The organism is Ornithinimicrobium cavernae (genome assembly GCF_003121625.1).
Classification (GTDB): Bacteria; Actinomycetota; Actinomycetes; order Actinomycetales; family Dermatophilaceae; genus Ornithinicoccus; species Ornithinicoccus cavernae.
Window position 1 is genome coordinate 63411 of record NZ_QDDJ01000011.1, and the last position, 19747, is coordinate 83157.

Annotated in this window: 20 protein-coding genes; 14 read left to right on the plus strand and 6 right to left on the minus strand. The window is 71.9% G+C overall.

The window, feature by feature from the left end; genetic code table 11:
* Positions 1 to 10: 10 nt before the first annotated feature.
* The 11 genes from dnaJ to ptsP all read left to right on the plus strand — a co-directional run bounded on the left by dnaJ (position 11) and on the right by ptsP (position 12051).
* The gene (gene dnaJ, locus DA085_RS13530; RefSeq protein WP_109473513.1) at positions 11 to 1132 is read left to right on the plus strand and encodes a molecular chaperone DnaJ; all 1122 of its coding nucleotides are present in this window, start codon (positions 11 to 13) and stop codon (positions 1130 to 1132) included.
* The gene (locus DA085_RS13535) at positions 1129 to 1872 is read left to right on the plus strand and encodes a 16S rRNA (uracil(1498)-N(3))-methyltransferase (RefSeq protein ID WP_109473514.1); all 744 of its coding nucleotides are present in this window, start codon (positions 1129 to 1131) and stop codon (positions 1870 to 1872) included. The genes dnaJ and DA085_RS13535 overlap by 4 nt, the downstream gene beginning before the upstream one ends.
* A complete protein-coding gene (locus DA085_RS13540; RefSeq protein ID WP_109473515.1) occupies positions 1863 to 3221 on the plus strand; it encodes an MFS transporter in 1359 nt (452 codons plus the stop codon). Before DA085_RS13535 ends, DA085_RS13540 begins: the two co-directional genes overlap by 10 nt.
* Before the next feature lie 66 nt (positions 3222 to 3287).
* Positions 3288 to 3650 (plus strand): histidine triad nucleotide-binding protein, encoded by a 363-nt coding sequence (locus tag DA085_RS13545; RefSeq protein ID WP_109473516.1) that lies wholly within the window; start codon positions 3288 to 3290, stop codon positions 3648 to 3650.
* 13 nt (positions 3651 to 3663) lie between these two features.
* Positions 3664 to 4818 (plus strand): PhoH family protein, encoded by a 1155-nt coding sequence (locus DA085_RS13550; protein ID WP_109473517.1) that lies wholly within the window; start codon positions 3664 to 3666, stop codon positions 4816 to 4818.
* Positions 4815 to 5342 (plus strand): rRNA maturation RNase YbeY, encoded by a 528-nt coding sequence (gene ybeY / locus DA085_RS13555; RefSeq protein WP_109473518.1) that lies wholly within the window; start codon positions 4815 to 4817, stop codon positions 5340 to 5342. Before DA085_RS13550 ends, ybeY begins: the two co-directional genes overlap by 4 nt.
* Before the next feature lie 32 nt (positions 5343 to 5374).
* Positions 5375 to 6676, plus strand: coding sequence for a hemolysin family protein (locus tag DA085_RS13560; RefSeq protein WP_237565508.1), 1302 nt, complete (start codon positions 5375 to 5377; stop codon positions 6674 to 6676).
* The gene (gene era / locus DA085_RS13565; protein ID WP_109473520.1) at positions 6673 to 7647 is read left to right on the plus strand and encodes a GTPase Era; all 975 of its coding nucleotides are present in this window, start codon (positions 6673 to 6675) and stop codon (positions 7645 to 7647) included. The genes DA085_RS13560 and era overlap by 4 nt, the downstream gene beginning before the upstream one ends.
* 127 nt (positions 7648 to 7774) lie before the next feature.
* A complete protein-coding gene (gene dhaK, locus DA085_RS13570) occupies positions 7775 to 8779 on the plus strand; it encodes a dihydroxyacetone kinase subunit DhaK (RefSeq protein WP_109473521.1) in 1005 nt (334 codons plus the stop codon).
* Positions 8780 to 8781: 2 nt separating this feature from the next.
* On the plus strand, positions 8782 to 9408 hold the full coding sequence (dhaL, locus tag DA085_RS13575; RefSeq protein WP_109473522.1) for a dihydroxyacetone kinase subunit DhaL: 627 nt from the start codon (positions 8782 to 8784) through the stop codon (positions 9406 to 9408).
* Between the two features lie 3 nt (positions 9409 to 9411).
* Positions 9412 to 12051 carry a phosphoenolpyruvate--protein phosphotransferase gene (gene ptsP, locus DA085_RS13580; RefSeq protein ID WP_109473523.1) on the plus strand — a complete coding sequence of 880 codons (2640 nt, stop codon included), beginning with the start codon at positions 9412 to 9414 and terminating at the stop codon, positions 12049 to 12051.
* 90 nt (positions 12052 to 12141) lie between these two features.
* Here the strand turns inward: ptsP and DA085_RS13585 are convergent, their stop codons facing one another.
* Positions 12142 to 12789 (minus strand): alpha-ketoglutarate-dependent dioxygenase AlkB, encoded by a 648-nt coding sequence (locus tag DA085_RS13585; RefSeq protein ID WP_109473524.1) that lies wholly within the window; start codon positions 12787 to 12789, stop codon positions 12142 to 12144.
* 157 nt (positions 12790 to 12946) lie between these two features.
* Here DA085_RS13585 and recO point away from each other — a divergent pair, with 157 nt between their 5' ends.
* Positions 12947 to 13675 carry a DNA repair protein RecO gene (gene recO, locus DA085_RS13590; RefSeq protein WP_109473525.1) on the plus strand — a complete coding sequence of 243 codons (729 nt, stop codon included), beginning with the start codon at positions 12947 to 12949 and terminating at the stop codon, positions 13673 to 13675.
* Positions 13675 to 14496, plus strand: coding sequence for an isoprenyl transferase (locus DA085_RS13595; protein WP_109473615.1), 822 nt, complete (start codon positions 13675 to 13677; stop codon positions 14494 to 14496). Before recO ends, DA085_RS13595 begins: the two co-directional genes overlap by 1 nt.
* A gap of 106 nt (positions 14497 to 14602) precedes the next feature.
* Here the strand turns inward: DA085_RS13595 and DA085_RS13600 are convergent, their stop codons facing one another.
* From DA085_RS13600 to DA085_RS13620, 5 genes are read right to left on the minus strand one after another with little or no spacing between them, the layout of a single operon-like run.
* On the minus strand, positions 14603 to 14998 hold the full coding sequence (locus tag DA085_RS13600) for a Fur family transcriptional regulator (protein ID WP_109473526.1): 396 nt from the start codon (positions 14996 to 14998) through the stop codon (positions 14603 to 14605).
* Entirely contained in the window at positions 14995 to 16014 is a 1020-nt protein-coding gene (locus DA085_RS13605) for a metal ABC transporter permease (RefSeq protein WP_109473527.1), read from the minus strand. Before DA085_RS13605 ends, DA085_RS13600 begins: the two co-directional genes overlap by 4 nt.
* Entirely contained in the window at positions 16014 to 16883 is an 870-nt protein-coding gene (locus tag DA085_RS13610) for a metal ABC transporter ATP-binding protein (protein ID WP_237565509.1), read from the minus strand. The genes DA085_RS13605 and DA085_RS13610 overlap by 1 nt, the downstream gene beginning before the upstream one ends.
* Positions 16880 to 17941 (minus strand): metal ABC transporter substrate-binding protein, encoded by a 1062-nt coding sequence (locus tag DA085_RS13615; protein ID WP_109473529.1) that lies wholly within the window; start codon positions 17939 to 17941, stop codon positions 16880 to 16882. Before DA085_RS13615 ends, DA085_RS13610 begins: the two co-directional genes overlap by 4 nt.
* 38 nt (positions 17942 to 17979) lie before the next feature.
* Complete coding sequence (locus DA085_RS13620) at positions 17980 to 18303, minus strand: DUF6703 family protein (protein WP_109473530.1); 324 nt, start codon at positions 18301 to 18303, stop codon at positions 17980 to 17982.
* Positions 18304 to 18342: 39 nt separating this feature from the next.
* Between DA085_RS13620 and DA085_RS13625 the strand changes: the two genes are divergently transcribed.
* Entirely contained in the window at positions 18343 to 19746 is a 1404-nt protein-coding gene (locus tag DA085_RS13625; RefSeq protein WP_109473531.1) for a glycine--tRNA ligase, read from the plus strand.
* The last annotated feature ends 1 nt before the right edge of the window (position 19747 follow it).

Here is a 19747-nt window from a genome sequence, read left to right on the forward strand (position 1 = left end):
GAGGTATTGAGTGAACGACTACTACGCCGATCTCGGCGTGTCCCGCGAAGCCACCGCCCAGGAGATCAAGCGGGCGTACCACCGCCAGGCGCGCAAGCTGCACCCTGACGTGAACCCGGGACCCGAGGCGGAGGCCGAGTTCAAGAAGGTGAGCCAGGCCTACGACGTGCTGTCCGACTCCACCAAGCGTGCGGCCTATGACCGGGGCCAGGACCCGTATGCCGGGGCGAACCAGAACTTCGGCCAGGGGTTCAGCTTCACCGACATCATGGACGCCTTCTTCGGTGGGGCCGCCGCCGGGGGACGTGGCCCCCGCTCGCGCACGCAGCGCGGGCAGGACGCGCTGGTGCGCCTCGACATCGACCTGCGGACCGCGGTCTTCGGCGGTCAGGAGACCGTCGTGATCGACACCGCGACCCGCTGTGCCACGTGCACCGGCTCCGGGAGCCAGCCGGGCACGGGCACGCGTGTCTGCACCACCTGCGCGGGGCGTGGTGAGGTCCAGTCCGTGCAGCGGTCCTTCCTCGGCCAGGTGATGACCACCCGGCCGTGCCCGGAGTGCCGCGGCTTCGGTGAGCTCATCGAGCAGCCCTGCGTCGACTGTGCCGGCGAGGGCCGGGTGCGTGCCCGGCGGGACCTGACCATCAAGGTGCCCGGTGGCGTCGACTCGGGCACCCGGATCCAGCTCGCCGGCGAGGGCGAGGTCGGTCCGGGCGGGGGCGACCCCGGCGACCTCTATGTCGAGATCGCGGTGCGGCCGCACGAGACCTTCCGTCGTCGCGGGGACGACCTGCACTGCTCGGTCCAGGTGCCGATGACAGCGGCCGCGCTCGGCGCGACCCTGACGGTCGAGACCTTCGACGGGCCCACCGAGGTCGACCTCAGAGCCGGCAGCCAGCCGCAGGACACGATCACCCTGGAGGACCAGGGGGTGACCCACCTGCGCGGAACCGGCCGCGGTGACCTCATCGTCCACCTCGACGTCCGGGTCCCGACCAAGCTGGACGACCGGCAGCGGGAGCTGCTGGCCCAGCTCGCCGAGGAGCGGGGCGAGTCCCGACCCGAGGGCCGGATGGCACCGGCCAACTCCGGCCTGTTCGGAAAGCTCAGGGAAGCCTTCTCACCACGGTGAGCGCACCCCTGTTCTTCGTCGGCGAGGGTGTCCTGACCGATGTCACGGTCGGTGACGCTCTCCGCCTCGAGGGGCCCGAGGGGCGCCACGCCGCCACCGTCACACGCCTCGCCGTGGGCGAGGAGCTCCTGGCCGCCGACGGGTCCGGCCGCGTGGCCCGGGGCCGGGTCACCGCCGTCGGCCGGGACGAGCTGGAGCTGCGTGTCGACGACCTGAGGGACGTGCCGCTGCCGGACCCCCGGTTCACCCTGGTGCAGGCCCTCGCCAAGGGGGACCGCGACCTGCTCGCGATCGAGACCGGCACCGAGCTCGGCGTCGACGAGGTGGTGCCGTGGGCCGCGGCACGCAGCGTCGTCGTCTGGCGCGGCGACCGCGCGGCCAGGGCGCGTGCCAAGTGGGAGCGGACAGTGCTGGCCGCGACCAAGCAGGCCCGCAGGGCCAGGGTGCCTGTCGTCGCCGGGCTCGCCGACCGGGCCACCGTCGTGGAGCGGCTGCGAGGCGCGGATCTCGCGCTCGTGCTGCACGAGGAGGCCACCGAGCCGCTGGCCGCGGTCGACCTGCCGCCATCGGGTGAGGTCGTCCTCGTCGTGGGGCCCGAGGGTGGCATCAGTCCCGAGGAGCACCGTGCCTTCCTCGGTGCCGGAGCCCGCTCGGTGCGCCTGGGGGACACGGTGCTGCGCACCTCCACCGCCGGTGCGGCGGCCATCGCTCTGCTGAGCGGTCGGTCGCGATGGGCGTGAGCACGCCCGATCAGCCCCGACTCTCCCTCCTGGCACCGGGGACCCGGCCGGTGTCGATCGGCACGACGGCGCTGATCTCGCTGTTCGCCGTCGAGTACATCGCGGTCGGCACCGCGATGCCCACCGTGGCCCGCGAGCTGGACGGCCTGGGGCTCTATGCCCTCGCCTTCAGCGCGACCATCGCGGCCAGTGTCATCGGGATGATCCTGGGCGGCTGGTGGTCCGACCGGTCCGGCCCCCGAGCGGTCCTGCTCGCGGGAACGAGCACCTTCGCCGCCGGGCTGCTGGGGGCCGGTCTCAGCACCAGCATGGAGCTCTTCGTCGCGGCCCGTGGCCTGCAGGGACTGGGCAGTGGCATGGCGATCGTCGCGATCTACGTCATCATCGCGCAGGGCATCCCCGACCTGTTGCGCCCCCGGATGTTCTCCCTGCTCGCGGCGGCCTGGGTGGTCCCTGGCCTGGTCGGACCGGTCCTGACCGGCTTCCTCGTGGAGCACGCCGGGTGGCGGTGGGTGTTCCTGGGCGTCGTCCCCCTGGTCCTGGTGAGCATCGCGGTGCTGCTGCCGGCGCTCGGGCGCACCGAACCGGGGGAGGACGCCCCCCACCTCGGGGTCGCCACCATCCTGTGGGCGGTCGTCGCCGCCGCCAGCGTGGGTGTGCTCAACCTCGGCGGGGAGTCGATCTCGGTGCGGGACGCACTGGTCGGTCTGCCCTTCGCGATCGCGTTGGGCATCGCGGCGTGGCGCCTGCTCCCGCCGGGCACCCTCACGTTCGGCCGCGGGCTGCCCTCGGTGCTCTCCGCCCGCGGCGCCATCGGCGCCTCCTTCATGGCGGCCGAGGCCTACCTGCCGCTGCTGCTGCAGGACCTGCACGGCTACAGCCCCGCCGAGGCCGGGGCCGCGCTCGCGGTCGGTGCGGTCACCTGGGCTGGCGGCTCGTGGCTGCAGGGCCGGTTGCGCGACACCGTGGACCGCGTGCGCGTCATGGTGACCGGCTGCACCATCATCCTGCTCGGCACCGGGCTGCTCGTCGCAGCGGTGGGCCTGGACTGGCCCGGGTGGACCGTCCTGGTGGTCTGGGGCATCACGCAGTCCGGCGTCGGCGTGGCCTACCCGACCACCTCCGTGCTGACCATGCGGCTCTCCGCGCCCGAGGTGCTGGGGCGCAACTCCTCCTCCCTCCAGGTCAGCGAGGCGCTCGCCTCCGCCGTCGCGCTCGCCGTCGCCGGTGCCGTCTTCACGGCCCTGTACGCCGGCTCGATGCAGGCCGCCTTCCTCGCCGTGGCCGTCGCCTCGGTCCTGGCCGGGGCGGGCGCGGTCGCGACGTCGGCCCGCTCCAGGCCCGCCTGAGGCTCCCTCCGCACAGGCAGGGGAGTATGCCGTGGGGCCGGCGGACCAGGCGGCTACCGTGGGCGCATGGCGACTGACAGCAACTGCCTCTTCTGCAAGATCGTGGCCGGGCAGATCCCCAACGACACGGTCTACGAGACCGACACCGTCCTGGCCTTCCGGGACATCACCCCGCGGGCCAACGTCCACGCGCTGGTGATCCCCAAGAGCCACGAGGACACCCTCGGCCAGATGGCTGCCGACGACCCGGCCGGAGTGGCCGAGCTGTTCACCGCGGCGCGGGAGGTCGCCCGCCTCGAGGGGATCGAGGAGAGCGGCTACCGGGTGGTGAGCAACGTGGGGCCCGATGCAGGCCAGGAGGTGTTCCACGTGCACGTGCACGTGCTCGGGGCACAAGAGCTCGGGCCGGTCGGCCCCGGTCGCGGCTAGACTCGGGCCCCTGATGACAGAACCTGAGCATCCGGGGGCGGCGGAGGCCGCGCCCCCGACCACCGACCTGACCGACACCGCCGGCCGCGACGGGGCAGCCGCCCCCACCCACACGGTCGTGATCCCGCCCGAGACGTCGATGGCGGCCCTGCTGGGGCCGCGTGACGAGCTGCTGCGGACGATCGAGCGCTCGTTCCCGCACGTCGACGTGATGGTGCGGGGCAACGAGTTCCGCCTCGCCGGTCCGTCCGGGGACGTGGCGATCATCGAGCGGCTCATCGACGAGCTCGTCGTGATCGTCGCCGCCGGGCAGCCGCTGAACCGCGACGCCGTCGAACGCTCCATCGGCATGCTGCGCAGCGCCTCCGCGGAGCGCCCCGCGGACGTGCTGACGATGAACATCATCAGCAACCGCGGTCGCACGATCCGGCCCAAGACGCTGCACCAGAAGCACTATGTCGACGCGATCGACAAGCACACCATCGTGTTCGGGATCGGCCCTGCGGGCACCGGCAAGACCTACCTGGCGATGGCCAAGGCCGTGGCCGCGCTGCAGGCCAAGCAGGTCAACCGGATCATCCTCACGCGACCGGCCGTCGAGGCGGGGGAGCGGCTGGGGTTCCTGCCCGGCACGCTGAACGACAAGATCGACCCCTACCTGCGCCCGCTGTACGACGCGCTGCACGACATGGTCGACCCGGACTCGATCCCGCGCCTCATGGCCTCCGGCACCGTCGAGGTCGCACCCCTGGCCTACATGCGGGGGCGAACGCTCAATGACGCGTTCATCATCCTGGACGAGGCCCAGAACACCTCCGCGGAGCAGATGAAGATGTTCCTCACCCGGCTCGGGTTCGGCTCCAAGATGGTGGTCACCGGAGACGTCACCCAGGTCGACCTACCGACCGGCACCAGCTCCGGTCTGCGGGTCGTGCGCGACATCCTGGCCGGCGTCGAGGACATCTACTTCGCCACGCTCACCTCCGCCGACGTGGTGCGCCACCGGCTGGTCAGCTCGATCGTCGAGGCCTACGGCAAGCACGACGCCAGCCGGCAGCGCTCCGAGCCCGCGAGCGGGGCTGCCGGCCGCGCCGCTGCCGGCCGTGCGCCCGACCGGCGCGGGCCGGGAGACCCGGCACCTCGGCATACCGAGGGCGGTGAGCAGTGAGCATCGAGGTGCTCAACGAGTCAGGTGAGGTGCCGGCACCGGTCGCCGAGCAGGAGCTGCACGACCTCGCGCGCTACGTGCTGGACCAGCTGCGGGTGCACCCGCGGACCGAGCTGGCGATCACGCTGGTCGACGAGGACGCCATGACGGCCCTGCACGTGCAGTGGATGGACCTGCCCGGGCCCACGGACGTCATGAGCTTCCCGATGGACGAGCTGCGTCCCGGCTCCGACTCGGAGAGCGCGGAGGGCGTCCTCGGGGACGTTGTGCTCTGTCCCTCCGTGGCGCGCGCGCAGGCCAGGGCTGCCGGACACAGCGTCGAGGACGAGATCCTGCTGCTCACCACGCACGGGATCCTGCACCTGCTCGGCTTCGACCACGCCGAGCCGGACGAGGAGCGGGAGATGTTCGAGCTGCAGCGCACCCTGCTGCTGACCTACCTGGCCCAGCGCGGTCGCACCACCACCGCGGCACCGGAGGCCGGCAGCACTCCTGCGGCGCCCGATGCGCCCCCCGGGCACTGAGCGGCGAGGCACCTGTGATCACCCTGATCGTTGTGGCCGTTGTGGCGACCCTGGTGGCCTTCCTGCTGTCCGCCAGCGAGACCGCGCTGCTGAGGGTCTCCCGGCACCGGGTCGAGCAGCTGCAGGAGGACGAGCAGCGCGGAGCCGACGCCCTGGCGCGGATCGTCGTCGACCCGTCCCCCTACCTGGCCGTGGCCGCGTTCACCAAGGTTGCGGCCGAGGCCGCGACCGCGGTGGCCGTCACCGTCGCGGTCGACACCCAGACGGACAGTCACTGGCGCACCGCGCTGTTCGCGGTCGGCATCATGACCGTCATCTCCTTCGTCATCGTGGGCGTCTCCCCACGGACCCTGGGTCGTCAGCACGTCGAGAAGGTCGCGCTCATGTCCGCGCCGGTCATCCGGGTGCTGCGGATCCTGCTGGGCCCGCTCGCCAAGGTGCTGGTGATGTTCGGCAACGCGGTCACCCCCGGGCGCGGGTTCGCCGAGGGTCCTTTCGCAAACGAGGCCGAGCTGCGTGACCTGCTCGACCTGGCGGGCGAGACCTCGGTCATCGAGGCCGGGGAGCGCGAGATGATCCACTCGATCTTCGAGCTCGGCGACACCGTCGCGCGCGAGGTGATGGTGCCCCGCCCGGACATGGTCTCGATCCGTCAGGACCGGGTGCTGCGCCAGGCGATGTCCCTGTTCCTGCGCTCCGGCTTCAGCCGGGTCCCCGTCATCGGTGAGGGCAGCGACGACGTCCTGGGGATCCTCTACTTCAAGGACGTCGCCCGCGCCGTCAACGCCAACGCAGCCAATGCCCGGGAGCCGGTGACCGAGCTGATGCGACCGGTCCAGCGGATCCCCGAGTCCAAGTCCGTGGACGGCCTGCTGCGGGAGATGCAGCGCGACCGGCTGCACATCGCGATCGTCATCGACGAGTACGGTGGGACGGCGGGCCTGATCACCATCGAGGACATCCTCGAGGAGATCGTCGGCGAGATCACCGACGAGTACGACCGCGACGTCGTCGAGGTGGAGACCCTGGAGGACGGCAGCGTCCGGGTGCCCGCGACGATGCCCGTGGACGACCTGGCCGAGATGTTCGACGTCGACCTGGAGACCGAGGACGTCGACTCCGTCGGCGGGCTGCTGGCCGCCGAGATCGGTATGGTCCCCATCGTGGGGTCCTGGGCCGAGCTGGCCGGTCTGCGCCTGACGGCCGAGCGGATGGCGGGTCGGCGCCGTCGGGTGGCGACGGTCCTGGTCACCCGGGTGGAGCCGGAGCAGGACGAGCACGAGGAGACCACCGCACCGGGTGGCGCCCAGCACGAGCCAGAGGACACCGAGTGAACGAGCCGCAGCCCCACCGACCGGACCAGCACCCCGGCGAGGTCGAGCAGCCCGCTGAGCCCACGGCATACCGGGCGGGGTTCGCCTGCGTCGTCGGCCGGCCCAACGCCGGCAAGTCCACCCTGACCAACGCCCTGGTCGGGCAGAAGGTCGCCATCACCTCCAGCAAGCCGCAGACCACGCGGCACGCGATCCGGGGAGTGCGCACGACCGAGGACTACCAGCTGATCCTCGTCGACACGCCCGGGCTGCACCGCCCGCGCACCCTGCTGGGGCAGCGGCTCAACGACCTGGTGCGGGAGACGCTGCTCGACGTCGACGTCATCGGGTTCTGTCTGCCCGCCGACCAGCGCCCCGGCCCCGGCGACCAGTTCATCGCCCGGGACCTGAGCGACCTGCAGCGCGCCAAGCGCGTCCCGGTCGTGGCCCTGGCCACCAAGTCGGACACCGTCGACAGGCAGCGGCTGGCCGAGCACCTCATCGCCATCGACCAGCTCGGCACCTGGGACGCGATCGTCCCGTGCTCCGCGGCGAAGGGTGACCAGGTCGACGAGGTCGCCGAGGTGCTCGCGTCCTACCTGCCCGCCTCGCCCAAGCTCTATCCCGACGACGTGCTCACCGACGAGCCGACGATCGTCATGATCGCCGAGCTGGTCCGCGAGGCGGCGCTGGAGGGGGTGCGGGACGAGCTGCCGCACTCCCTGGCGGTCGTCGTCGACGAGGTCGTGCCGCGCGCGGACCGGCCCGCCGACCGGCCGCTGACCGACGTGCGCGTCAACATCTTCGTGGAGCGGCCGAGCCAGAAGGCCATCATCATCGGCAAGGGTGGCTCCAGGCTGCGTGACGTCGGGGCCCGGGCACGCACGGGCATCGAGGCGATCATCGGCCACAAGGTGTTCCTCGACCTGCACGTCAAGGTGGCCAAGGACTGGCAGCGCGACCCCAAGCAGCTGCAGCGGCTCGGCTTCTGACCCCGGCCGGCGCGGCGGGCCCTGGGTGAGGGGGGCACGGAGCTGCCCGCGCTGTGACCGGGGGAGTCGCCATCGGCCGGGTGGTCCCCCTCTGGTGGGCAGCCGCGTTCGGTGGTTGGCTGTGGGCATGAAGAAACTGATCAACGACCCCGCCGACGTCGTCGTCGAGGCGCTCCGAGGAATGGCCGCGGCCCACCCGGACCGGCTCCGGGTGGATCTGGAGAACAAGGTCGTCTACCGCAAGGACCCGATCCGGTCCGGCAAGGTCGGGCTGGTCTCCGGCGGCGGGTCGGGCCACGAGCCGATGCACGGTGGTCTGGTCGGTCTCGGCATGCTCGACGCCGCCTGTGCCGGTGAGGTGTTCACCTCCCCGGTGCCCGACCAGATGATGGCGGCGACCAAGGAGGTCGACGGCGGTGCGGGCGTCCTCCACATCGTCAAGAACTACACCGGCGACGTGATGAACTTCGAGATGGCGGCGGAGCTGGCCGCCGCGGAGGCCGGCACGGAGGTGCAGTCGGTCGTGGTCGACGACGACGTCGCGGTGCAGGACTCGCTGTACACCGCCGGCCGTCGCGGGGTGGGCACGACGGTGCTGCTGGAGAAGATCGTCGGCGCGGCGGCGGAGGAGGGCCGCTCCCTGGCGGACTGCGCCGCGCTGGCCACCAAGGTCAACGACAACGGTCGGTCGATGGGCATGGCGCTCACGTCCTGCACCGTCCCGGCCGCCGGCAAGCCCACCTTCGACCTGGCCGAGGACGAGATGGAGGTGGGCATCGGGATCCACGGGGAGCCGGGCCGCAAGCGGGTGCCCCTGGCACCGGCGAGGGAGGTCGCCGCGATGCTCGTCGAGCCGGTGCTCACCGACCTGGACTTCACCGGTGACACCGGTGCCATCGTGATGCTCAACGGCATGGGCGGCACGCCGCTGATAGAGCTCTACCTGATGTATGCCGAGGTCGCGCAGATCCTGGAGCGCTCCGGGGTGACGATCGCCCGCCGCCTGGTCGGCAACTACATCACCAGCCTGGAGATGGCCGGCTGCTCGGTGACGGTGCTCCGGGCCGACGACGACCTGGTCGGGCTGTGGGACGCACCGGTCAACACCCCCGGCCTGCGCTGGGGGGTGTGAGGGTGGCGACGCTGCAGTCGTTCACGGACTGGATCGCCGACTATGCCGGCGTGGTGCGTGACCAGGCCGACTACCTGACCGACCTGGACCGCGCGATCGGCGACGCCGACCACGGTGCCAACATGGCGCGGGGCATGGGCAAGGTGGCGCTGCTGACCGAGCAGGAGGAGTTCACCGCGATCGACGCCTACCTCAAGAAGGTCGGCATGAGCCTGGTCAGCAACGTCGGCGGGGCCAGCGGACCGCTCTACGGCACCTTCTTCCTCCGGATGGCCGGCGCGTTCACCGGCGTCGAGGAGGCCGGCGTGACCGAGGTGGCTGCCGGGCTCCGGGCCGGGGTGGAGGGCATCCTGGCCCGCGGCAAGGCGGAGGTCGGTGACAAGACCATGTATGACGCCTGGGCACCCGCCCTGGAGGCGTTCGACTCTGCCGTCGGGTCCGGCAGCGACCTGGCCGCTGCACTCGCCGCGGCGGCCGAGGCGGCAGCGAAGGGACGCGACGAGACCGAGGGACTGGTCGCCCGCAAGGGCCGGGCCAGCTATCTCGGCGAGCGCAGCCGCGGGCACATCGACCCCGGCGCGACGAGCTCGACGATGCTGCTCGAGTCGGCCGCACGCACCCTGGCCTGACCCGTGATCGGGATCGTTGTCGTCAGTCACAGCCGTGCGCTCGCGGAGGCGGCGGTGCTGCTCGCGTCGGAGATGACCGATCCGGACAACCGGCCGGTCATCAAGGTCGCCGCCGGCCTGGACGACCAGACGTTCGGCACCGACGCCGCCGCCGTCTCCGAGGCGATCGCCGCGGCCGACGGCGGTGACGGGGTCCTGGTGCTGCTCGACCTGGGCAGCGCCGTGCTGTCGGCTGAGATGGCGCTGGAGTTCCTGGACCCGGAGGTGGCCCAGCGCGTGCGGTTGTCCAGCGCGCCGCTGGTCGAGGGTCTGGTGGGGGCGGCGGTGGCGGCCGGCGCGGGGGCCGACCTGGCGACGGCGGCCGATGAGGCCGAGCAGGGACTGGTCGCCAAGACCCAGCACCTGGGCACGGGCACGCCAGCCGGCGGTCCCCGACCCGACGGGCCCGGTGAGGGGGCCGGACCGCTGTCCGACGCCGACGGTGGGGATGGTGCGTCGGCACCCGGCGCCTCCGGTGCGGGTAGTGCGTCGGCACAGGACGGCTCGGATGGTGAGTCGTTGACCGCCCAACTGGTCGTCAGCGCACCGCACGGGCTGCACGCCCGCCCGGCCGCCCGATTCGTTCGCGAGGTCGGTGCCCACCCGCAGGTGCGGGTCGCGGTCCGCAACCTGGACCGTGGTGGAGGAGCGGTCGACGCGCGCAGCCTGACCGGCATCGCGACGCTGGACGCGCGGCAGGGCCACCGCCTCGAGGTCACCGCCACGGGCCCGGGCGCGGCCGTGCTGCTGGAGGAGCTCGCGCGCCTGGCCGGCACGGGCTTCGGTGACCTGGAGCCGCCGGCCGGGCCGGCCCGCACCGCCCAGAGGGCTGGTGCACCCACTGTCTCTCCCGCACGCGGACCGGCCCGGGGGAGAGCCGCTGCACAGGGGCCCGCCCCGGGCGACGCCGGGTCCTCGACCGGCCCCACCTTCGGGCTCGACGCTGCCGTGGGCCGCGTCGTCCGCGCCGATGGTCGGGTCTCCCTCGACAGCTACCACGCCGGCGACGCCGTGCACGAGCTCGCGGCCCTGGACCGAGCGGTCCAGCAGGCACGTGAGGAGCTCGCCGAGCTGGTCACCCGGACCAGCGAGCAGCTGGGCGCCGATGAGGCGGCGGTCTTCGACGCCCACCTGGCTATGCTCGATGACCCCGCGCTCCAGGACCCGGTGCGTGACGGCATACGGTCCGGGCAGAGCGCGCCCGAGGCGGTGACGACCCGCACCGCCGAGCTGCGACAGCAGTTCGAGGGGCTGAGCGACCCCTACCAGCGCGAGCGGGGAGCCGATGTCACCAGCGTCGGGGACCGCGTGCTGCACGCCCTCAGCGGCGGCGGCGAGGTGCGGCGCGAGGCGCCGGGCATCCTCGTGGTGCAGGAGCTCGACCCGGCCACGGCGGTGCTCCTGGACCTGCGGGAGACGCTCGGGGTGATCACCGTCGGAGGTGGAGCCACCGGCCACGGTGTGCTCCTCGCACGCGCCCGGGGCGTCCCGGTGATGACCGGTGCGGCGGCGGTCCGCGATGTCGGCGACGGCACACTGGTCGCCTTCGATGCGCGGTCCGGGCGACTCGTCGTCGACCCGGACCTGGAGGTGCGTGGGGAGTTCGAGGCCCTGCTGGCCGATCGGGCCAGCGCCCGCCGCCGGATGCTGGAGGCGGCCAACGACCCCGCCGTCACCCTGGACGGCACGCGGGTGCTGGTCAAGGCGAATGTCGCCAGTGTCGACGATGCCGGACTGGCGGCGGGCTGCGGGGCCGAGGGCTCGGGACTGGTGCGGACCGAGGCGCTCTTCGGTGACTGGGAGACCGCCCCGAGCGTCGCGGAGCAGGTCAGGGCCTTCGAGCGGATCGCCGAGGAGCTCTCCGGCGCGATGATCACCATCCGCACCTGGGACGTCGGCGGCGACAAGCCGCTGCCGTTCCACCCCCAGCCGGTGGAGGCCAACCCGTTCCTGGGCCGGCGCGGGCTCCGGGCCTTCCGGGACGACCCGAGCCTGCTGGTGGACCAGCTCGAGGCCGTGTGCCGGGTCGCCCGCGAGCAACGGGTCCGCGTGATGTTCCCGATGGTGACCACGGTCGAGGAGGTGGACTGGGCCCTCGCACGTCTGGACGAGGCAGCGGGCCGGCTGCCCGAGGAGCGGCCCGACGCACTCGAGGTCGGCATCATGATCGAGGTCCCGGCTGCGGCCCTGCGCCCCGAGTCGCTGTCGGCGCTGCTGGACTTCGTCAGCATCGGCACCAACGACCTCACGCAGTACACCCTGGCCGCCGAGCGGGGGAGCCCCACGGTGGCCGAGCTGGCCGACGTCGCCGACCCGGCGGTGCTGCGGCTGATCCACGAGACGGTGACCGGGGTGGCCGAGGGGGTGGACGTGTGCCTCTGCGGCGACGCGGCCAGCGACCCCGACCTGGCGCTGCTGCTGGTCGGACTGGGTGTCAGCGAGCTCAGCGCCACCGCAGCCTCCGTGCCCGCCGTCAAGGACGCGCTGCGCAGGGTCACCCTGACCGACCTGCAGGACCTGGCTGCGCGGGCGCTGAGGGCCGACTCCGCTGCCGACGTGCGCGAGCTGGCGCGTCGGGTGGGCTCGTCACAGAGTGCCTCGTGACGGAGTGCGTCGACCGCACCGACGGCAGGTGAGCGCTGTCGCGGCCCGACGCGGCGCGGGCGGTGGGTGGCCGCACCGGCGGCTCGATGGTCAGCGCACGCCGCGCGGCCGGAACTGGATGCTGATCCGTGGTCCGACCGGCTTGGCCGTCTTGGGCACGGCGTGCTCCCAGGTGCGCTGGCACGAGCCTCCCATCACCAGCAGGTCTCCGTGGCCGATCACCCGGCGGATGGTGCGTCCGGCGCCGCCACCGTTGGGGCGCAGCAGCAGGGCACGCGGGGCACCGATCGAGACGATGGCGACCATCGTGTCCTGCGAGCTGCCCCGGCCGAACCGGTCGCCGTGCCAGGCCACGCTGTCCCGGCCGTCGCGGTAGAGGCACATCCCGGCGGTGCGGAACGGCTCACCGAGCTCGCGACGGTAGTAGGCGCTGAGCTGGTCGCGTGCCAGGGTCAGCACCGGGTCGGGGAGTGGCTCGTCCTCGCCGTAGAACCGGAGCAGTCGCGGGGTGTCGACCTCCTGCTCCCACATCACGCGCCGCTCACCGCGCCACTCGACGCCGGCCGGGCCGCCCAGGGCGAGCCGGGTGAACAGCTCGTCGGAGCCGGTGACCCAACCCGGCCGGACGTCGACCCACGCCCCACGGGTGAGCGTGGTGCGCTGGACCGCGCCGGTCAGTGGCCGCAGGCCGACCTCGTCGACCTGGTCGAGCAGGGAACCCTGGAGTGCGACGGACATGTGTTCGAGTGTAGAACAGGTGTGCCAGTCAGGTCCAGTGTTCCGGGGAACACCTCTGGCTCTCCGGTGCTGCCGTGCTGCGCCGGACCTGTGCGACCCGAGAGGGCGCACGGTGTGGGTCCGGCGCCCTGACGGTGCCGGATGGGAGACTGGGCGCATGCCGCTCTATCGGGACGCCGCGATCGTCCTGCGCACCCACAAGCTGGGCGAGGCCGATCGCATCGTCACGCTCCTCAGCCGCGGGCGCGGCAAGGTCCGGGCGGTGGCCAAGGGGGTGCGGCGCACCAGGTCGAAGTTCGGGGCGCGGCTGGAGCCGGGGATGGTCGTGGACCTGCAGTGCTACGAGGGTCGCAACCTGGACACCGTGACCCAGGCGGAGTCGCTGGCCTCCTACGGTGAGGCGATCTCGCGCGACTACGAGGCGTGGACCGCGGCCAACGCGATGCTCGAGACCTGTGACCGGCTCACCGAGGAGGGGGAGCCCGCCGTCCAGCAGTTCGTGCTGCTCGCCGGTGCGCTCAGCTCCCTCGCCGGTGCGACGCACGAGGCCGGGCTGGTGCTCGACTCCTACCTGCTGCGGTCGATGGCGATCGCCGGCTGGGCGGCCAGCTTCCACGACTGCGCGCGGTGCGGGGCCGAGGGGCCGCACCGCGCGTTCGACGTCGCCTCCGGAGGTGCGGTGTGCCCCGTATGCCGTCCGCCCGGGTGCGCGGCACCGGCGCCCCAGACCCTGGAGCTCATGGCGTCGCTGCTCACCGGTGACTGGGCGGTGGCTGACGCCAGCGAGACGCGGCACCGGCGCGAGGCCAGCAAGCTGGCCTCCGCGCACGTGCACTGGCACCTGGAGCGCGGAGTGCGCTCCCTGCGCCTGGTGGAGCGGGTGTGATGGCCCGACGCCCCGACCCTCCTGCTCGTGGCGGGACCGGACCGGTGGCACCCTTTCCGCACCCCAGCGGCGCCCGGCCACCCGTCATACCGGCCGAGCTGGTGCCCCGGCACGTGGCGATCGTCATGGACGGCAACGGGCGGTGGGCCAACCAGCGCGGCCTCCGGCGCACCGAGGGGCACGAGGCAGGGGAGGCCAGCCTGCTCGATGTCATCGCGGGAGGCATCGAGATCGGGGTGAAGTGCCTGTCGGCCTACGCCTTCTCCACCGAGAACTGGCGCCGGAGCCCCGACGAGGTCCGGTTCCTGATGGGCTTCAACCGTGACGTGATCCACCGGCGGCGTGACGAGCTCGACAGCTGGGGCGTGCGGGTCGTGTGGTCGGGTCGGACGCCGAGGCTGTGGAAGTCGGTCATCTCCGAGCTGCAGGACGCCGAGCGCCGCACCCGTGACAACGACGTCATCACCCTCAACTTCTGCGTCAACTACGGCGGTCGCGCCGAGGTCGCCGACGCGGTGCGCCGGATCGGTGAGGACGTCAGGGCGGGTCGGCTCGCACCGCGGGGCATCGACGAGCGCACGATCGGGCGCTACCTCTATCACCCCGACGTCCCCGACGTCGACCTCTTCGTGCGCAGCTCGGGGGAGCAGCGCACGTCCAACTTCCTGCTGTGGCAGAGCGCCTACGCCGAGATGGTCTTCCAGGACACCCTGTGGCCCGACTACGACCGCCGGCACCTGTGGCAGGCGATCCAGACGTATGCCGCGCGCGACCGGCGTTACGGTGGCGCCGTCGATCGCGCCGACGAGCAGACCCGCTAGCCCACCGACGAGCCGCCAGCCCACCGACGAGCCGCTAGCCCACCGACGAGCCCAACCGCCCGTCGATGCGCGGCCTGCCGGTGGCGCGGGCCGGTTGGCCGGGTCTTCAGCCGCGGGCGCACTCGGCGCAGGTGCCGAAGATCTCCAGCGTGTGCGAGACGTCGGTGAAGCCGTGCTCGGCAGCCACCTGGTCGGTCCAGCGCTCCACGGCCGGGCCCTCGACCTCGACGGCGCGACCGCACTCACGACACACCAGGTGGTGATGGTGCCCGGTGCTGCACATCCGATAGATGGCCTCACCCTCGTCGGTGCGCAGGACGTCGACCTCGCCGGCCTCGGCCAGGCCCGTCAGGGTCCGGTAGACGGTGGCCAGCCCCACGCTGTCGCCCGCCTCGCGCAGGCGCGCGTGCAGCTCCTGCGCGGAGCTGAAGTCCTGGACTTCCTGCAGTGCTGCGGCCACGGCGGCCTGCTGCCGGGTCTGCCGGCGCCGGGTCGGGGTCATCGGGTCACGTGCTCCTGATCAGACGGGTCGGTGGCCCCAGGGTAGGTCGCGTGGTCGGCGTGCTCGTCATAGTGCCCACCGTGGGGGGCGTGGAGGTGACTGCCGTGGACGTAGTCCACGTGGTCGCCGTGTGGAACCGCCTCGTGACCGCATCCCGGGCCGTGCTCGTGCGGGTGCCGCTCGGACACCCGGTGACGGTGCGCCGTGGCCACGGTGACCAGGGCCGCGACCGCGGCGACCAGCAGGAAGATCGCGATCGCCAGCAGGACGATCGTGCCGCCGGCTGCGGTGTCGGCGTAGAAGGAGGTCACGACCCCTCCCACGGCCGAGAGCATCCCGAACAGCACGGCCCACAGCGTGGCCGAGCGGAAGCTGCGGGCGACCTGCTGCGACGCGGCGTTGGGCACGATCATGAGGGCGCTGATGAGCAGCAGCCCGACCACGCGCATGGAGACGACCACCGTGACCGCGGTGAGCACGGACAGCGTGATGTTGAGGGCCATGACGGGCAGCCCGCTGGCGCGGGCGTACTCCTCGTCCCCGGCGGCGAGGAACAGCCGGTGGCGCAGGGCCAGCGTGACACCGATGATCACGGCGGACAGGACGCCGAAGACGATCAGGTCGCCGGTCGAGGTGGTGGTGATCGCGCCGAAGAGGTAGCTGGTGAGGTTGGAGCTCTGGCTGCCGTCCACCCGGTTGATGATGACCACACCCGCGGCGATGCCGCCGTAGAACATCACCGCCAGGGCGATGTCGCCGCTGGTCCGGCCCCTGACGCGGATGAGCTCGATGGCCACGCCGGCGAACACCGCCGCGATGAGCGCGGTGATGATCGGCTGGTTGTCGAGCAGCACGCCGACGGCCACGCCGGCCAGCGCCACGTGCCCCAGTCCGTCACCGATCAGGGACAGTCGCCGCTGCACCAGGAAGATGCCCACCAGGGGGGCGACGGCACCGACCAGCAGCGCTGCCAGCAGCGCGTTGCGCATGAAGTCGTAGGACAGGATCTCCGGCATCACGACTCACCGTCCTCGACGGGGCCGTCCATCGGACCTGCGCCACTGAGCAGGACACCGCTGGGCTCGTCGTGCTCGTCGTCGTGGTGGTGCACGTCGTAGTGGTGGTGGTGGCCCGCATCGGCCGCGCGGGACACGGCGGCCCGGTGCTCGGCATACTGCCGTGGCGTGCCGTCGAAGCTCACGTGCCCCGCATCCATCTCGACGATACGGTCCACGATGCCTCGCAGCGCAGCGAGCTCGTGGGTGACCACCAGCATCGTGACGCCGAGGGCAGCGAGCCGGCGCAGCACCGTCGCCAGGACCACCTGGTTGGCCGCGTCGACACCCGCGGTCGGCTCGTCCATGATCAGCACGTCCGGACGGGAGGCCAGGGCACGAGCGATCAGCACGCGGCGCTGCTGGCCACCGGAGAGCGTGGCGACGTCACTGTCGAGCCGGTCGGCCAGGCCGACCGTGTCTGCCGCCTCCGTCACCGTGGCGCGGTCGGCGGCCGTGGCCCGGCGCCACCACGGGCGGCTGGCCAGCTGCCCGGTGGCGATCACCTCGCGGACCGTGGAGCGCACGGAGGAGGAGAGGGTATGCCGCTGGGGCACGTAACCGAGCCGGCTGCGGTCCGCGAGGTCCTGAAGGGGGGTCCCCAGCACCTCCACGCTGCCGGCGATGTGGTCGGTGAGCCCGAGGAGGCCGCGGACGGTGGTGGACTTGCCGGACCCGTTGGGCCCGAGCAGCGCGACCACCTCGCCCTGCGCCACGGAGAGGTTCACGCCCTCGGTGAACGGTCGGCCGCCGTAGCCGAAGGAGGCGTGGTCGAGGCGGATGGCGGGGGGCGCCCCCCGCAGTGGGGAGTCCTGGTGGACCGCGGTCACGCGCATCCCTGGCCCTGCCGCAACGACTCGAGGTTGGCTCGCATCACCTCAAAGTAGTCGCTGCCGGCCGAGTTGTCCGTGATCCCCTCGATGGGATCGAGCACGAGCACCTCGGCGCCGGTCTCGGCGCCGATCACGTCCGCGAGGTCTCCGCCGAGGGTCGACTCGGCGTAGATGGCGCCGACCCCGAGCTCGTCGACGGTGCGGGAGATCTCGGCCACGCGGGCCGGCGTGGCCTCCGCGTCCGGGGTGATGCCGGTGATCCCGACCTGGTGCAGGCCGTAGCGGTCGGCCAGGTAGCCGAAGGCCTCGTGGGTCGTGACGAGCGTGTCCTGCTCGCAGCCGGCAAGGGTCTCGGCGAACTCGGTGTCCAGGGCCGTCAGCTCGTCCGCGAACTGCGCGGCGTTGGCGCGGTAGGTCTCGGCGTTGTCCGGGTCGAGGGCGGACAGCTCCTCGGCGATCGCGTTCGCGGCCGCGGCATAGCGCTCCGGGTCGAGCCAGAAGTGCGGGTCGAGGCTGCCGTGGTCGTGACCGTCGTGGCCCCCCTCGTCCGCGTGCTCCTCGTCCACGTGCTCCTCGTCCGCGTGCTCCTCGCCCTGGTGCTCGTCAGCGGTGTGTGCCTCGCCGTCCGTGTGCTCGTCCTCGTGCTCGTCAGCAGTGTGCGCCTCGCCGTCCGTGTGCTCGTCCTCGTCACCGGTCTCCGCCAGGTCGACCACGGTGGTGGTGTCCAGGCTGTGGTCGGCCGCCTGTGCTCCGACCGCCTCGTCCACGGCGGCCTGCATGCCCGAGGAGTAGATGACCAGGTCCGCCTCACTGACCGCACCGACCTGCCGCGGGGTCAGCTCCAGGTCGTGGGGCTCCACCCCGGGCGCGGTCAGGGTCTCGATGCTGACGCCGGAGACGTCACCAGCGACCTGCTGCGCAGCGAACTCCAAGGGGTAGAAGGCTGTCACGACGCGCACATCCCCTCCCTCGGCAGGGTTGTCGCCGGACCCGCAGGCGGTGAGCAGGGTGGCGGCGGTCGCTGCCGCGGCGAGAGCGAGAGGACGTCGGTTCATGGAAATGATTCTCACCTCTAGTGAGAACCATTGTCAAATCAGTTCGGCACGAACTGTGTGACGACGATCGCGACGAGCAGCACCAGCACCGCGACCCTCATCAGCCGCAGGGACAGCGTCAGGTGCGGCCAGCTCAGGTAGAGCAGCCAGAGCAGCACCAGCAGAGCCACACCGACCAGGACGGCGCCGAGGACGCCGCCCAGGAACGCCCCGACCAGGATGAGTGCCGCGGTCACCACCATGGGCAGCCAGGTCGGCAGCTTGGCGAGCCGGGTGAGCACCGGCAGGCTGGCTCGTTCGACCGCCGCCCGGGCGCCGGACGAGTGGTAGTGCGGGTCGGCAGAGTGGATCGGGTTGGACACGGTCCGAGCCTAACCGCCGGACCGCCTAAACTCGGCGGCATGGCTCCCACCTCTACCGTCGATAACGTCGTCAACCTCTGCAAGCGCCGCGGCTTCGTGTTCCCGTGCGGGGAGATCTATGGCGGCACCAGGTCGGCCTGGGACTACGGCCCCCTCGGGGTGGCGCTCAAGGACAACATCAAGCGCCAGTGGTGGCGTTCGGTGGTGCAGACCCGTGATGACGTCGTGGGCCTGGACTCCTCGGTGATCCTGCCGACGCAGACCTGGGTCGCCTCCGGACACGTCGGTGCGTTCTCGGACCCGCTCACCGAGTGCCAGTCCTGTCACAAGCGCTTCCGGGCCGACCACCTGCAGGAGGCCGTCGCCGACAAGGCCGCCCGGAAGGGCAAGGAGGTCAACCCCGACGATGTCGACCTGGCCGACGTCGCCTGCCCCAACTGCGGCACCAAGGGTGCCTGGACCGAGCCGCGCGAGTTCAACATGATGCTCAAGACCTACCTCGGTGTCGTCGAGGACCAGTCGGGTCTGCACTACCTGCGGCCGGAGACGGCCCAGGGCATCTTCGTCAACTTCGCCAACGTCATGGGGGCGGCCCGCAAGAAGCCGCCGTTCGGCATCGCCCAGACCGGCAAGAGCTTCCGCAACGAGATCACTCCGGGCAACTTCATCTTCCGCACGCGCGAGTTCGAGCAGATGGAGATGGAGTTCTTCGTCGAGCCGTCGACGGCCAAGGAGTGGCACCAGTACTGGATCGACGAGCGCACCAACTGGTACGTCGACCTGGGGATCAACCGGGACAACCTGCGTCACTACGAGCACCCGCAGGACAAGCTGTCGCACTACTCCGAGCGCACGGTGGACATCGAGTACCGCTTCAACTTCGCCGGCTCGGAGTGGGGCGAGCTGGAGGGCATCGCCAACCGGACCGACTTCGACCTGAAGACGCACAGCGAGCACTCCGGGGCGGACCTGACCTACTTCGACCAGGCCACGGGGGAGCGCTACACGCCCTACGTCATCGAGCCCGCAGCCGGCCTGGGACGGTCGCTGATGACCTTCCTGGTCGACGCCTACCACGAGGACGAGGCACCCAACACCAAGGGCGGCGTCGACAAGCGGACCGTCCTGCGACTCGACCCGCGCCTGGCGCCCATCAAGGCCGCCGTGCTGCCGCTGTCGCGCAACGCCGACCTGACGCCCAAGGCCCGCGACCTGGCGGCCGCACTGCGCAGGAACTGGATGGTGGACTTCGACGACGCCGGCGCGATCGGTCGCCGCTACCGCCGCCAGGACGAGATCGGCACACCGTTCTGCCTGACCGTCGACTTCGACACTCTCGAGGACGACGCGGTCACCGTCCGGGAGCGCGACTCGATGAGCCAGGAGCGGGTCTCCCTGGACAAGGTGGAGGGCTACCTGGCACAGCGCCTCGTGGGCTGCTGAC

Excerpts from the sequence above, each read along its gene's own strand:
- DA085_RS13540 (WP_109473515.1), top strand. The coding sequence starts at position 1,863 with ATGGGCGTGAGCACGCCCGATCAGCCCCGACTCTCCCTCCTGGCACCG.
- DA085_RS13545 (WP_109473516.1), top strand. The coding sequence starts at position 3,288 with ATGGCGACTGACAGCAACTGCCTCTTCTGCAAGATCGTGGCCGGGCAG.
- DA085_RS13550 (WP_109473517.1), top strand. The coding sequence starts at position 3,664 with ATGACAGAACCTGAGCATCCGGGGGCGGCGGAGGCCGCGCCCCCGACC.
- dhaK (WP_109473521.1), top strand. The coding sequence starts at position 7,775 with ATGAAGAAACTGATCAACGACCCCGCCGACGTCGTCGTCGAGGCGCTC.
- DA085_RS13585 (WP_109473524.1), bottom strand. The coding sequence starts at position 12,789 with ATGTCCGTCGCACTCCAGGGTTCCCTGCTCGACCAGGTCGACGAGGTC.
- recO (WP_109473525.1), top strand. The coding sequence starts at position 12,947 with ATGCCGCTCTATCGGGACGCCGCGATCGTCCTGCGCACCCACAAGCTG.
- DA085_RS13595 (WP_109473615.1), top strand. The coding sequence starts at position 13,675 with ATGGCCCGACGCCCCGACCCTCCTGCTCGTGGCGGGACCGGACCGGTG.
- DA085_RS13600 (WP_109473526.1), bottom strand. The coding sequence starts at position 14,998 with ATGACCCCGACCCGGCGCCGGCAGACCCGGCAGCAGGCCGCCGTGGCC.
- DA085_RS13605 (WP_109473527.1), bottom strand. The coding sequence starts at position 16,014 with ATGCCGGAGATCCTGTCCTACGACTTCATGCGCAACGCGCTGCTGGCA.
- DA085_RS13615 (WP_109473529.1), bottom strand. The coding sequence starts at position 17,941 with ATGAACCGACGTCCTCTCGCTCTCGCCGCGGCAGCGACCGCCGCCACC.
- DA085_RS13625 (WP_109473531.1), top strand. The coding sequence starts at position 18,343 with ATGGCTCCCACCTCTACCGTCGATAACGTCGTCAACCTCTGCAAGCGC.